14 protein-coding genes and 1 pseudogene are annotated in these 13519 nt (G+C 37.9%); 6 read left to right on the top strand and 9 right to left on the bottom strand.

All coding sequences use genetic code 11. From position 1 onward, the window contains the following. Positions 1-88: 88 nt before the first annotated feature. Entirely contained in the window at positions 89-529 is a 441-nt protein-coding gene (locus EF384_RS06510) for a YaiI/YqxD family protein (RefSeq protein ID WP_123780447.1), read from the top strand. Here EF384_RS06510 and EF384_RS06515 read toward each other — a convergent pair whose 3' ends face one another. Next, positions 530-805, bottom strand: a complete 276-nt coding sequence (locus tag EF384_RS06515; protein ID WP_123780477.1) for a DUF503 domain-containing protein — start codon at positions 803-805, stop codon at positions 530-532. Between the two features lie 149 nt (positions 806-954). On the opposite strand from EF384_RS06515, the gene EF384_RS06520 reads away from it, so the two are divergent. Beyond that, positions 955-1914, top strand: coding sequence for a 2-hydroxyacid dehydrogenase (locus EF384_RS06520; RefSeq protein WP_123780449.1), 960 nt, complete (start codon positions 955-957; stop codon positions 1912-1914). Between the two features lie 189 nt (positions 1915-2103). On the opposite strand, the gene EF384_RS06525 is transcribed toward EF384_RS06520, so the two are convergent. Next, entirely contained in the window at positions 2104-4065 is a 1962-nt protein-coding gene (locus EF384_RS06525) for an ABC transporter substrate-binding protein/permease (protein WP_369406833.1), read from the bottom strand. A gap of 56 nt (positions 4066-4121) precedes the next feature. After that, on the bottom strand, positions 4122-4466 hold the full coding sequence (locus EF384_RS09940) for a transporter substrate-binding domain-containing protein (protein ID WP_123780453.1): 345 nt from the start codon (positions 4464-4466) through the stop codon (positions 4122-4124). A 268-nt stretch (positions 4467-4734) separates the two neighbouring features. Here EF384_RS09940 and ybaK point away from each other — a divergent pair, with 268 nt between their 5' ends. After that, positions 4735-5220 carry a Cys-tRNA(Pro) deacylase gene (ybaK, locus tag EF384_RS06535; protein ID WP_123780455.1) on the top strand — a complete coding sequence of 162 codons (486 nt, stop codon included), beginning with the start codon at positions 4735-4737 and terminating at the stop codon, positions 5218-5220. Between the two features lie 745 nt (positions 5221-5965). Here the strand turns inward: ybaK and EF384_RS06540 are convergent. After that, positions 5966-6331 (bottom strand): annotated as a pseudogene (locus tag EF384_RS06540) (YccF domain-containing protein); the annotation flags it as partial. Between the two features lie 152 nt (positions 6332-6483). Between EF384_RS06540 and EF384_RS06545 the strand changes: the two are divergent. Beyond that, positions 6484-7296 carry an HAD family hydrolase gene (locus tag EF384_RS06545; protein WP_123780459.1) on the top strand — a complete coding sequence of 271 codons (813 nt, stop codon included), beginning with the start codon at positions 6484-6486 and terminating at the stop codon, positions 7294-7296. 46 nt (positions 7297-7342) lie between these two features. Here EF384_RS06545 and EF384_RS06550 read toward each other — a convergent pair whose 3' ends face one another. The 5 genes from EF384_RS06550 to EF384_RS06570 form a co-directional block, all read right to left on the bottom strand. Then, entirely contained in the window at positions 7343-8026 is a 684-nt protein-coding gene (locus EF384_RS06550) for a metal-dependent hydrolase (protein WP_123780461.1), read from the bottom strand. Positions 8027-8048: 22 nt separating this feature from the next. After that, positions 8049-8474, bottom strand: a complete 426-nt coding sequence (locus tag EF384_RS06555; RefSeq protein ID WP_123780462.1) for a VOC family protein — start codon at positions 8472-8474, stop codon at positions 8049-8051. A gap of 127 nt (positions 8475-8601) precedes the next feature. Next, positions 8602-9378 carry a Cof-type HAD-IIB family hydrolase gene (locus EF384_RS06560; protein ID WP_123780464.1) on the bottom strand — a complete coding sequence of 259 codons (777 nt, stop codon included), beginning with the start codon at positions 9376-9378 and terminating at the stop codon, positions 8602-8604. A 51-nt stretch (positions 9379-9429) separates the two neighbouring features. After that, a complete protein-coding gene (locus EF384_RS06565) occupies positions 9430-10386 on the bottom strand; it encodes a Gfo/Idh/MocA family protein (protein ID WP_123780466.1) in 957 nt (318 codons plus the stop codon). Continuing rightward, positions 10379-11242, bottom strand: a complete 864-nt coding sequence (locus EF384_RS06570) for a MurR/RpiR family transcriptional regulator (RefSeq protein ID WP_123780468.1) — start codon at positions 11240-11242, stop codon at positions 10379-10381. The genes EF384_RS06565 and EF384_RS06570 overlap by 8 nt, the downstream gene beginning before the upstream one ends. Positions 11243-11451: 209 nt before the next feature. On the opposite strand from EF384_RS06570, the gene EF384_RS06575 reads away from it, so the two are divergent. Beyond that, on the top strand, positions 11452-12459 hold the full coding sequence (locus EF384_RS06575) for a Gfo/Idh/MocA family oxidoreductase (RefSeq protein WP_123780473.1): 1008 nt from the start codon (positions 11452-11454) through the stop codon (positions 12457-12459). 27 nt (positions 12460-12486) lie between these two features. Next, a complete protein-coding gene (locus EF384_RS06580; protein ID WP_123780475.1) occupies positions 12487-13461 on the top strand; it encodes a Gfo/Idh/MocA family protein in 975 nt (324 codons plus the stop codon). Positions 13462-13519: the final 58 nt, after the last annotated feature.

The following is a 13519-nucleotide window of genomic DNA, read 5'->3' on the forward strand; positions in this document are numbered from 1 at the left end:
CGCAAAATTGCTATGCTAATCATAAAACTATTTTACCAAAAAAGCGTATATTTAACATGCGCTATGCAAAAAGGAGTACCACTTATCAATGAAAATATTTATTGACGGGGACGGCAGCCCCACTAAAAAAGAAACCATGCAAGTCGCCAACCACTACGGCATCCCAGTTGTATTAGTGACTTCCATCGACCATTATTCTAATAAAGACACGCCTGACTTCGTCGAAACAGTTTACGTCGATCAAGGAGCAGATGCCGCCGATTTTAAAATCATGTCCCTTTTATCTCCTGGCGACATTCTAGTCACCCAAGATTATGGTCTAGCCTCTCTTGCTATGGCTAAAGCCACGGTGATTCATCAATCAGGTATGGTCTATACAGAATGGAATATTGACCGTTTACTAGCTCAACGGTACGAAGGTCAACAGATGCGTAAGCATAAAATACACACCAAAGGACCCAAACCTTTTACTGACGAAGACCGTAAACATTTTGTAACTGCTTTGACTAAACTGATTGAAAATGCATAATTACTCGTACCAAGTAATGCGAATAATTTCGATTGGATAATGGTCTTCGCAATAATCCATTGCCTGTTGTAACATCTTTTCCGCATGGACCATACTGTTTGATACAATACCTAAACCAAGTGTCGCTTGATTGAGTATATCTTGATCCGCAGTTTCGGCGATTGAGACACCGTAGACTCGGCCAACTTTCGTCATCAAACTTTGAATGATTCGCCGTTTATCTTTCAGTGATGTACTCTCAAAAATGAAAGTAATTTCTGTACCAAGTAGAATCATATTCGCCCACGACCTTTCTTTTTCCATATGTAAGTATATTGTGACATAAAAGCCCTTACAGTCAAACGTTTGAATTTGTTGGCGCCTTGCGATATAGTGAATGTATCTAATCATTTTGATAGAACAATTTGTAGCGAAAGGAAGATTACATGAAAATCGCATTACTGGAACCATTACGCGTGCCTGAATCTCGCATTGAGGAGCTTGCACAACCTTTGATAGACGCAGGTCATGAATTTACCTATTATGGTGAGAAAACGACTGATCCGGCTGAATTATATGCACGTGCGAAAGATGCAGATATTGTGATGATTGCGAATAACCCACTACCGGCTGAGGTTATTGAAAAGTTGGACAATACAAAATTGATCAATGTTGCCTTCACTGGGGTGGACCACGTAGATAGCAAAGCTTCAAAGGAACAAGGGATTGCCATTGCCAATGCTTCTGGTTACGCAACAACTGCGGTTGCTGAATTAGCGATTGGTTTAACTTTAGATGTCTTCCGTGGAATTTCTAAAGGCAACGCTGATATTCGTCAAGGCGATTTCCCAGGCCCTTTCCAAGGTTTAGAAATCAAAGGTAAAACAGTCGGTATCGTAGGTACTGGTAACATTGGTATTGAAACTGCGAAATTATTTAAAGCATTTGGTGCCAAATTGATTGGTTACAACCGTTCAGAAAAAGCAGAAGCCAAAGAGGTAGGTATCGAGCTTGTTACATTAGATGAATTGCTAAAAACTGCAGATATCGTATCTGTACACTTACCTTTAAACGATTCAACGAAACATCTTTTGAACCGTGAAAAATTAGCCCTAATGAAAGAAACAGCTATCATTATTAACGTTGCTCGCGGACCGATCATCGATAATGCAGCGCTTGCTGATTTATTGAATGAAGGTAAAATTGCTGGTGCTGGTATTGATGTCTTTGACGGTGAGCCACCATTGGCAGCTAATTACCCATTATTACATGCTAAAAACGCTGTTTTAACACCACATGTCGGTTTCCTATCTGATGAAGCCATGGTATTACGTGCAGAAATTGCATTTGAAAATACACGCGCTTTTATCGAAGGTAACCCACAAAATATCGTGCAAGAAGCATAAGCTAAAAAAATCCTCAAAGCGAATGGCTGATGACCATACTTTGGGGATTTTCTTAAATATAATAAAAACGCTCAGCCCCTACTTTTGTTAAGGATTGAGTGTTTTTTCACGTCCGGATCAAGTTAAGTTCAAAAAAACAGCCCTCTTCCAAATTGGTTGAGGGCTGTTCGTTTTTCTCACATCCTGAGATTACATACTTGTTTTATTTTTTACGTAAACTCTTTCAATGTAGTCTGAAAGTTTTGTTAAGATTGTGATGATAATGATGTACATTAGACCGATGATTAGCCACATGCTACCTGATTGGTAAGTACGGGCAATAATGATACGACCTGTTTGTGTTAATTCTACAATACCGATTACTGATAAGATTGAGGTATCTTTCAAAGTAATAACGAATTGGTTAATGAATGATGGAACCATCACTTTAACTGCTTGAGGAAGGATTACACGGCGCATAGTTTGGCCTTTTGTTAAACCTAAGCTTCGAGCTGCTTCAGTTTGTCCTAGATCGATAGCTTGGATACCACCACGTACAATTTCACCCATGTAAGCTGCAGCATTTAGAGATAGTGTTAAGATACCTGCTACAATACTTGAAATAGTGATGTTGAACATTGATGGAATACCAAAGTAGATAAAGAATGACATTACCAATAATGGTAAACCACGTATGATGTCGATGTAAACTGTTGCGATTCCTGAAAGAATAGCATTACCGCTTGTACGCATCAAACCTAGGAAGATACCAGCAATTGTCGCAATTACCAATGAGATGATTGCTAAGTAAACTGTTGTACCTAAACCTTTCATCAATGCAGGGAAGTTATTTGTAATTTGTGCAAAGAATGAATCTTTTTCTACAGCTGCAGGTTCTTCTTCTGTTTCAGCTGATTGGCCTTCATTAGCACCATATTTTGTTAAGATTTCATCGTAAGTTCCGTCTGCTTTAATGTTTTCTAAACCAGCATTGAACATTTCAACTAATTCAGGATTTTGTCCTTTTAATACTGCGAATCCGTAAAGTGCTGGACTTAATTTATCACCAATGATACGTAACTCTAAACCTTGAGAAATTGCGTAACCCATAACTGGTGTATCTTCAACTGCTGCTGCAGAGTTACCTGAAACAACGTCTTGGTACATGTTTGGAGAATCATCAAATGTATTTACTGTAAATCCGTATTCGTCTGCTAATTCGTCAGCTAAAGCAGCACCTTGTGTACCTGTTTTAACGGCAACTGATTTACCTTCTAAGTCTTCAAGAGATTCAATATCTGAACTATCTAATACTGCAAATGAAGTACCTGATTCATAGTAAGCATCCGCGAAGTCAAATGTTTGTTTACGTTCGTCAGTAATTGACATACCCGCGATAACACCATCTGCTTGGCCTGATTCAACAGCTTGTACTGCCGCATCGAAGCCTAAAGATTTCAATTCATATTTGAATCCTTGATCTTCAGCAATCGCAGCTAAGATATCAACGTCGATACCTACAAAGTTACCATCAGCATCTTGGAATTCAAATGGTGCGAATGTAGTATCTGTAGCAATCACGTATGTTTTGTCTGAAGCTGGTGTTGCTGTTGTTGTAGATGAAGATTGACCTTCATCTGCACCGTATTTGGCTAAGATTTCATCGTAAGTTCCGTTGGCTTTAATGTTTTCTAAACCAGCATTGAACATTTCAACTAATTCAGGATTTTGTCCTTTTAATACTGCGAATCCGTAAGGTGCTGGACTCATTTTTTCACCGATCATACGAAGTTCTAAACCTTGGGAAATTGCGTATCCCATAACTGGTGTATCTTCAACTGCTGCTGCAGAGTTCCCTGAAACAACATCTTGGTACATATTTGGTGAATCATCGAATGTGTTCACTGTAAAGCCGTATTCGTCTGCTAACTCAGCAGCTAGTTCAGCACCTTGTGTACCTGTTTTAACGGCAACTGATTTACCTTCTAAGTCTTCTAATGATTGAATGTCAGAGCTATCTAGTACAGCAAATGAAGTACCAGATTCATAGTAAGCATCTGCGAAATCAAACGTTTGTTTACGTTCGTCTGTAATTGACATCCCTGCAATTACACCGTCTGCTTGACCAGATTCAACTGCTTGAACCGCCGCATCGAAACCTAAAGATTTCAATTCATATTTGAATCCTTGGTCTTCTGCAATTGCAGCTAAGATATCAACGTCGATACCTACAAAATTTCCATCTGCATCTTGAAATTCAAATGGTGCGAATGTAGTGTCGGTTGCGATAGTATATGTTTTGTCACTATCTGCTGTTTCTGTTGCTTGAGCAACTTTTGGTACAACTGTANGTCTTCTGCAATTGCAGCTAAGATATCAACGTCGATACCTACAAAATTTCCATCTGCATCTTGAAATTCAAATGGTGCGAATGTAGTGTCGGTTGCGATAGTATATGTTTTGTCACTATCTGCTGTTTCTGTTGCTTGAGCAACTTTTGGTACAACTGTAAATAATAATGTCATTAAACTAGCAATAAAAATAAGCCATGATTGCTTTTTAAATTTAATCATACAATCCCCTCTAATCTTCCTCAGTGTATTTTAATCCTTTAATAGATATGCTGTATTATACCCTCATTTTATCAAAAAAGAAAAGAAAACTTCACGCAATATGTTATATTTTTTTACATCTATATACTTTTATGCATAATTTCCTTGAAGCATTGTCAACATATCTTCATACAATTCATTAAAAAACCTAAAACACCCCAATTTAGGCAAAAAATGCTACAATAACTTCATATATTTTGAAGATTACATACGATAAAGGAGTCCATCAATGGCAAAAGCGAAGAAAACGAATGTTATGCGGATTTTAGACCAACATAAAATCGCTTATGAAGAAAAAGTATTACCTGATAACTTTGAAGTACATAATGGGGAAGATGTTGCGCTTGCTTTAGGCATAGACCCTAACAAACAATTCAAAACCCTCGTTACACAAGGTAAATCAAAAGACTATTTTGTATTTTTAGTGCCTGTAAATAAAGAATTAGACCTAAAGGCTGCAGCTGAATCTGTAAATGAAAAAAATGTGCACATGATTCCGCAAAAGGATCTAGAACCATTGACAGGTTATGTACACGGCGGTTGCTCACCTATCGGCATGAAAAAAGAATTTACCACTGTTATCGACGAATCAGCACTTAACTATGAAACAATTACTTTTTCAGCTGGTAAACGTGGTTTCTTATTAGAAGCACCTGTTGCCCCACTAAAGGATGTCATCAAAGACCTCACATACGCACCAATCATGACAGATTAAATAGCATTCGCTCAGGACGTTTTGAATTGAACCTCTGAAAATAGAATGCTAATTTTAATGAAGGAAACTGCATAAAAAATGGCTAAGCCATAAAACAAAAAATACGTGAACAATTCTTTTTCTGAGTTGTTCACGTATTTTGCTATCCAGAAAATATTTTTATATAGATGCCTTATAGGCAAAAGTTGACGATTTATTCGTGCCACATATAATTGTACATATATAATTACAAATAAACGCTAATTGATCACTTCAGGGGCTGAAGTGATCAAAATGAGAAAATTCGCGTCACACAGACGGTTGTGTGACGCGATTTTTAATACCCGAATCACTCAGGCTAGTTTGAGACGCATTTTTTCTCATAATAGTGCACACAAGCCATTGTGTGCATCAATTCCCGTCTTTATTGAATATAATATGTACAATGACATAAATATAGAATACGCTTCTTCAAAAGCTACGTTATATCAACAAAAAAGGCGGGACCCTTTTTGTCCCACCTTTTGAAATTAAGTTCGAAAATGTTACTTATCTTAACGCCCGCGCTCTCATCCTATGAAGTTGAGTTCGGACCTCCAGAAAGCCCTGCGCTTCAGAATAGTTTGCGTCACACTCCGTGTGCCACGGCACTATTCTTCTACTGGTTGAGGGCTGAACGCTTTTTCTCACATCCTATTTTTAACGGACGTCTAAATAAATGGTGTCTGATGGCACTACACGNACGGACGTCTAAATAAATGGTGTCTGATGGCACTACACGTGCACCAAATGGCATGAATGATAAGATGGCCAATTTAAATTGTTGTTTGGCAAATGGAATCCCAATGATAGTAATTGCTAAAATACCAGCAAAGAATAAATGCATCACTGCTAATTCTAATCCACCGAAAAGAATCCATAAAATATTCAATAAGAAACTGCCTAATCCGTCTTGATCACGGACAACATCCTTACCAAAAGGCATTAAAGATAAGCCAGCCATTTTAAAACATTGTAAGCCAATTGGAATCCCAACAATCGTTAGACACCATAGACATCCTACTACGAACCATGAGATGGCAGATATAATCCCACCGACAATCATCCATATGATATTTCCTAAGCAACCCATATATATCGTCCCTTTCATTTTTAAAACGTTTGCTTTATGGTTATAATAATATAGGAAATAAATGACCTTGGCATCATACTTTAGCTGTAATTCTCGTATTTTGTCAAAATAACCATAATGCAAATACCAATGAGCCACCCAGGAGGATATATATGACAGACATTCAATTAATCGCAATCGATATGGATTACACCCTACTTAATGATCAAGGGAAAGCACCGGAAGTTTTTGAAGACCAAGTGCGGGCTTTGCAATCAGAGGGCGTAAAAGTGGCCTTGGCATCCGGCCGTCCACTTTACACCTTACAAGATATGTTCCCCAATTTGATTGATGATTTAGTTTTCGTATCCGATAATGGCGCGACCATCACATACCAAGGTGACCAATTATTCAATTCAATCATCCCAGAAGATGGCTATCAACAATTAATGAACGATACCCTTAATCAAGATAAATTCGCTAGTGTGCCTATCTTATGTGGCTTAGATGCTGCCTATATCCCTAAAGCACATCGTCAATATGAAAAAACCTACCGTGCTTTTTATTCCAACATCAACTACTATGAAAAATTCGATCATGTAGATACCGTAGCCAATAAATTTACAATCTTTACACCAGAAAAAGATTCTGTAGATCAATACAATGCCTTTTATAATGACGCTTGGAGTGACCAATTCTCTGTCACCACTTCAGGTCGTGAATGGATAGATGTAATGAATAAAAACATCGATAAAGGCCGTGGCATGCGTGAGCTATCCAAAATTTTCAATATTCATACCGACAACATGATGGCATTTGGTGACAACTATAATGACATCGAAATGTTATCCACAGTAAAATATTCTTTTGCTATGGCCAACGCCCATGACGATATAAAACAACACGCTAAATTCCAAGCACCATCTAATAACGAACAAGGCGTATCACAAATCATCCAACAAGTACTTGATGGTAAATTAAACTAACACACAAAAAAAGCCAAGGATTGCGGTCCCTGGCTTTATTTTTTTGTTAAAAAGGTATCTCTTGGCCAATATCAGGAATAATACCCACATTGGCCTCTAATCGACTGATATAAGCATCGGCATCCTGTTCGATAAAAGCCTCTGTATTATAGTGGATGGGCACCACACGCTTAGCTTGCAACCATTCAGCCGCAAACACAGCATGATCTGGTCCCATAGTGTAATTGTCCCCAATAGGTATGAAAGCCAAATCAATTGCGAATAAATCGCCTATCATCTTTAAATCTGAGAATAAGGCTGTGTCCCCTAAATGATAGACTGTTTGACCATCAGCTTCGATGATAAAACCAGTAGCAAGTCCTAAGCCAATGGATTGCCCATTTTCAAAAACAGATGAGCCATGTATCGCTTGAACTTGATGAATTTTCGCAAAATCAAATTGATGCGCCCCTCCTGGTTGCATTGGATGGTAATTTTCAATGCCCTTGGTATTTAAATAGGCACATAATTCAAATGTTGCGACAACAAGTGCGCCCGTTCTTTTAGCAATCTCAACTGTATCTCCTAAATGGTCATCATGTGCATGTGTCAACAAAATCACATCTGGCGTTACAGTATCCGCAACTAAATCTGTCGTCGGATTACCAGTGATAAATGGATCAATTAAAATTTTTGTGCCCGCATCTGTTTCAAGTGAAACAACTGAATGTCCGTGGAATTTTACTTTCATGTGCTACCCCCTATTAAATACACTATTCGCCGTTAAACATCCACGTAATGCCATAAGGATCTTTAAACATGCCAAAAATATTGGACCATTCTGTTGGCGATAATGGCATCAGCACTTCACAACCATTTGCAATGGCATTTTCAAAGAATGCCTTCACCTTATCTACTTCATCAGCATCATCTTGATCAAAGGCAAAACAAAGATTCGAACCATCATGGTCAACTGCTTGGTTGCCCCAACTATCAGAAAGATAAATGAAATTACCAAAAATTGTAAAACTAGCATTCATGACAAATTCACTTGGATCTGCAGGTCGTTGTTCTGCTGGCACTTCTGCATACATTTCTTCCGTACCATACAAAATATGGATATCTTCAGCCCCTAGCTTGGCATAGAAATCGAGTACTTCTTTTGAGTGTGCAAAATTTAAATAAGGAATTACCTTCATGATGTGACCTCCTATAATGTGAGCGTTTTCCAACACCTATATTATAACAGGAGTCCTCAAAATCGTCGCATCTCAACCTATTGATATGAAAAAGGCAACCAATCATCAATGCTGGTTGCCCTTCTTGTTATTCAAATAAACCTAATTTTTCGCAAGCCTTATAAATCCCGTCATTCCAAACTTCGCTAGTAACGAAGTCGGCACTCTCCTTGGCACGGTCTGTTCCGTTACCCATCGCGACGGCTGTGCCAACATGACCGAACATTTCTAAATCATTATTCGCGTCCCCGAAGGCAAACGTATTTTTCACATCAATATTTAAAGCATCTAGAATGCGTTCAATACCCTTGGCTTTCGAAACACCTAATGGATAGATGTCAACGTGTGTCTCACCTGTTTGGACAACTTTTAAGCTGGTCAACCAATCAGATACCTGACGGACATCTCGCGTTGTGACCATCATTTGTAAAACATTTTCGGGATAATCCGTTTCAGACAAGTAGGTAATATTTTTCGTATAGGTTTCAACATGTTTGGACTGTGGCAAAATGTGGATACCTTCTTTTGTATCGAAAAAAGCCGGCAAACTGCGTTGACGCATTTGATCAATAATCGGATTTACCAATTGTTGATCGATATAGTTTTGGTATAACAAGTCGTCTTCAAGATAGGCTGCTTGGCCGTTAGACGTGATAAATGAATCGATATTCAAGTATTCACCGATACCAGCAGTCATCTCTTTCCAACGACCTGTTGCGATAATTGGTAAGACACCATTTGCTTTAAGCTTCAAAATTGCTTCACTCGTCGAAGCAGGTACTTGTTCATGAATTGGGCGATCATATTTGCGTGGATCGAATAAAGTACCATCAATATCAAAAAATGCAACGCGTTCAATTTTCATCTGTTTGTTCCCCTTTATTTCGAACTCTTTGTATCTATTATAACTGATTCACTATTCAGGAAAAATCCGGCCCTTAATTTGACTAATGATATCTGCCATTGCAATCGTATCCGCAATAGGCATCCGGTCACTTTCAATTTTCCCAGATTCTAATAAATCAACAACATGTTTGATTTCACCATAAAAATCATCAACGACATATGGTGCTTCAATGTATTCAGTTTCGCCATCTCTAATCGTTACGGCATAGCTGGTTGGACGGTGGAAATCATAAACTACGATTTCACCTTTCGTTCCAGTAATCACTGCTTCCGTATCCGTTTGACGATCAAAAGCCGATTCCAATGTTGTGGGAACGCCATCTACGTCAAAAGTAGCATACACATATTTTTCAATGTTATTTGGATGCATTTCGAAGGTCACATCCTGTAAAATATAGTTACCAGGTAGTAAACCTTGCATCAAGCCCGCATTGTAAATGCCCATATCTAGTAAGCATCCACCAGGTCCTTCTTGGAAATGGTAGCTTGATGTCGCTTCATCAAATACACGGCATAACGATGTCGTGATTTTTGTAATATCACCAATTTCGCCAGCTTGAATTCGCTGTGCAACTGCTTCATAGGCTGGTGTAAAACGACTCTTCATGGCTTCCATGAAAAATACAGGATACTTTTCTTGTAATCGCGCAATTTCTTTCGCTTCAGTCACATTCATCGTTGCAGGTTTTTCTGATAAAACTGCTTTACCCGCTTTAAATGCTTTTTCAATCCATTCTAAATGTAATTGATGCGGTAGCGCGATATATACCGCATCCACATTTTCATCATTTAATAGCTCCTCATAAGATCCATATGCTTTATCACTTGGATGGTCTGCTTGAAATGCTTGTGCTTTTTCGATTGTTCGATTCGCGACAGCATATAAATGCCCACCTTCCACTTGTGCCAAACTATTTGCAAAGCGATGGGCAATGTTTCCTGCCCCAATAATGCCCCAATTAATCATCTAATGCTCCTTCTGCAATATTTGCGTATTTTTTCGCAACTTGCTCATTATTATAGGTATAATCTTTCATATAAATCATGGAATATACAACATTGAAAATATATTCAATTGCGATTTGCGACGAAAAAGTCCCAATTTTCAATGAATCCATACTTTCTAAATCAACCGTCGTTAACCAATGCGTCGCTTTATCCGTTAAAACAGAAGCATCACGTGAAGAAATTAGTACGGTTGGTACATCTTTTTCATTCAACAATTCCAGATAACGTTCATATTTGACCGAGTCTGCTCTATAAGAAGTAAAAATAGCACAATCATCTGCTTGAATATTACTTGCAACCCACGCGCCATTAGCGTATTCTTCAGCTATCACAATAAAAATACCTAATTTAGTCATCTTACTTTGGAAAGAACGCGCAGTAATTTGGGTATCCCCTTTGGCAAAAATAAATATCCGTTTGGCTTGAAGGCATGCATCTACAACAGCCTCCAGTACTGCAGTATCTAAGTTTGCCTGCATCGCCTGAATCGTTTGGGTGGTTAAATCCGCCATTTTTTTCATAATCATGGTCGTCGAATCACCGTCTTTAAAAGGAAAATCCGCATCCACTGGCATCTGCGTAAATCGTGTCTCTTGTGCTAAAGCAATCAAGGCCACTCTAAAATCACGAAATCCTTCGTAACCCAATTTTTGGGTTAGCCGAATGATGGCCGAATGTGATGTATAGGTCTTGGTGGACAAATCAGCTAATGTGAATTGACTCGTTTCCACTAAGTTCCCCAATATATAAGCAGCAATCCTTTTTTCATTAGGTGTAAATTGCCGATCGTCTTTTAATGCTTGAATTAAATTCATAAACTCACCTTTCTGCAAGGGCTTTCTGCTATTTATTGTACTCGAAATTTGCCCCCTTGCCTATTCCTAGAATATTTCTGGACGAAATGTTCAAAAAAGATTGTGTTCTAGAATGATTCATAAAAGTTTCCACCAGATTGATGGCATACGCTATCATTTTCCCAAAATTGTCGTTATATTTAATACAAGAAATTATTTGGAGGGATTATATGTTACAAGTAGCCTATATTGGTAATGGGAAATCAACCAACCGCTATCATTTACCATTCTCAAGCCGTTTACCAGAAATTGTTCGTGTGAAAACTATCTATTCACGTTCAGGAAAAAGTGACTGGGCACCATTAGAAGGTGTATACTATACTAGTGAAATAGAAGATATTTATAACGATTCGGAGATTAATTTAGTGGTAATTACAACACCAAGCCATTCACATTATGCATTAGCTAAACAAACTTTAGAAGCCGGTAAAAATGTACTTGTTGAAAAACCTTTTGCAGAAACATACGCACAAGCCAAAGAATTATTTGACTTAGCGAAATCCAAAAATTTATTCATTCAAGCATATCAAAACCGTCGTTATGATTCAGATTTCTTAACAACTCAAAAAGTCATTGAATCAGGTGTATTAGGCGATTTAATCGACGTAGAAATTCACTACGACCGCCCAGAATCATCTGAAGGTTCTAGCTATAGTTTAATCGATTCATATACTTATGGTTTAGGTAGTCATTCATTAGATCAAGCGATTTCTTACTTTGGTATGCCTGATGATATCCATTACGATACTCGTCAATTACTTGGTGAAGGACATATGAACGATTATTTTGATTTTGACCTAAACTATGGTAATTTAAAGGTAGCAGTATCAGGTTCATTAATGCGTTTTAAAGCACGTCCATCATTTGTTGTATATGGCCAAAAAGGTGTCTTCGTGAAACAAACGAAAGACCGTCAAGAAGAATTCTTAAAATTATTCTATATGCCAGGCAATCCAGGATTTGGTGTGGATGCGGAAGAACATTATGGTATCTTAACCTACAAAGATGATAATGGTAAATTCCATAAAGAATTAGTGGTATCTGAAGTTGGCGATTACCGTCAAGTATATCGTGATATTTATGAAACAATTATTAATGGCAAAGAAAAAGTAGTAAAAGACGAAGAAACATTATTAGTCATGCAAATCATGGAAGATGGCCAAGTAGACTTGAATTAATTGCGAGTCCCAGAAAGGAACATAGATATGAAATTAGGTATTTTAGGTGGCGGTAAGATTGTCGTGGACTTCCTTTCAATGGTTCATGATATTCCCGCAATTAAGTTGTCTGCCCTTTTGTCATCCGAACGTTCATTAGTCAAAAATCAAGAACTAGCCAATGACCACGGGATTGAAGCTGTTTATACAAATATTGAAGAGCTATTAGCGAGTGACATCGACACTGTTTATGTTGCCTTGCCTAATCACCTACATTTTGAATTTACGAAAAAAGCTTTACTTGCAGGCAAACATGTTATTTGCGAAAAACCTTTTACGATCAACGCTACGCAATTGGAAGACCTTGCAGCGTTAGCTTTATCAAAAGATTTAGTCTTGGTGGAAGCAATTACGAACCAATACTTTAGCAACTTCGAAGCCATCAAAAAAGACATTAAATTGCTTGGTGACATCAAAATTGTTGAAGCCAACTATTCTCAATATTCTTCTCGATACGATGCCTTCAAAAATGGTGAAGTTTTACCAGCATTTGATCCGAAAAAAGCTGGTGGTGCCCTTATGGACATCAACATCTACAATCTACATTTAATGGTCGGTCTATTTGGTGAGCCAAAATCAAGCCACTACTATGCCAATGTTGAACGTGGTATTGATACTTCTGGAATGCTGATTCTGGATTACGGGAACTTTAAAGCCGTGTGTATTGGTTCAAAAGATACAGACGCACCTATCAAATCAACCATTCAAGGTCGCAACGGTTCAATTATTATTGACGGCCCTACTAACTCACTTGAAGGTTATAATTTAGCATTACGTGGTGAAACACCAGAAAATAAAGATTTCCGTGTGCATAAACATCGTATGTACCAAGAGTTCGTGGAATTTGAAAATATTATTTCAACACACGATATGGATAAAGTGAAGCAAGGTTTAGACCATTCTATTATCGTAATGGAATTAGTTGAAGAAGCCCTACAAACAGCTTACTTACACCTAGGTTAATCACAAAATGTAAGAACATGAAAAGATGCTGGGACAAAAGTCTAAAATCTTCGATTTT

The sequence above is a fragment of the Aerococcus agrisoli genome (assembly GCF_003797145.1).
In the GTDB taxonomy this organism is placed as follows: domain Bacteria; phylum Bacillota; class Bacilli; order Lactobacillales; family Aerococcaceae; genus Aerococcus; species Aerococcus agrisoli.

What these genes read in the sequence shown, in the direction of transcription:
- EF384_RS06545 (WP_123780459.1), top strand. Translation starts at nt 6,484, where the DNA reads ATGACAGACATTCAATTAATCGCAATCGATATGGATTACACCCTACTT.
- EF384_RS06550 (WP_123780461.1), bottom strand. Translation starts at nt 8,026, where the DNA reads ATGAAAGTAAAATTCCACGGACATTCAGTTGTTTCACTTGAAACAGAT.
- EF384_RS06520 (WP_123780449.1), top strand. Translation starts at nt 955, where the DNA reads ATGAAAATCGCATTACTGGAACCATTACGCGTGCCTGAATCTCGCATT.
- EF384_RS06515 (WP_123780477.1), bottom strand. Translation starts at nt 805, where the DNA reads ATGATTCTACTTGGTACAGAAATTACTTTCATTTTTGAGAGTACATCA.
- EF384_RS06510 (WP_123780447.1), top strand. Translation starts at nt 89, where the DNA reads ATGAAAATATTTATTGACGGGGACGGCAGCCCCACTAAAAAAGAAACC.
- EF384_RS06555 (WP_123780462.1), bottom strand. Translation starts at nt 8,474, where the DNA reads ATGAAGGTAATTCCTTATTTAAATTTTGCACACTCAAAAGAAGTACTC.
- ybaK (WP_123780455.1), top strand. Translation starts at nt 4,735, where the DNA reads ATGGCAAAAGCGAAGAAAACGAATGTTATGCGGATTTTAGACCAACAT.
- EF384_RS06575 (WP_123780473.1), top strand. Translation starts at nt 11,452, where the DNA reads ATGTTACAAGTAGCCTATATTGGTAATGGGAAATCAACCAACCGCTAT.
- EF384_RS06565 (WP_123780466.1), bottom strand. Translation starts at nt 10,386, where the DNA reads ATGATTAATTGGGGCATTATTGGGGCAGGAAACATTGCCCATCGCTTT.
- EF384_RS06580 (WP_123780475.1), top strand. Translation starts at nt 12,487, where the DNA reads ATGAAATTAGGTATTTTAGGTGGCGGTAAGATTGTCGTGGACTTCCTT.
- EF384_RS06570 (WP_123780468.1), bottom strand. Translation starts at nt 11,242, where the DNA reads ATGAATTTAATTCAAGCATTAAAAGACGATCGGCAATTTACACCTAAT.
- EF384_RS06560 (WP_123780464.1), bottom strand. Translation starts at nt 9,378, where the DNA reads ATGAAAATTGAACGCGTTGCATTTTTTGATATTGATGGTACTTTATTC.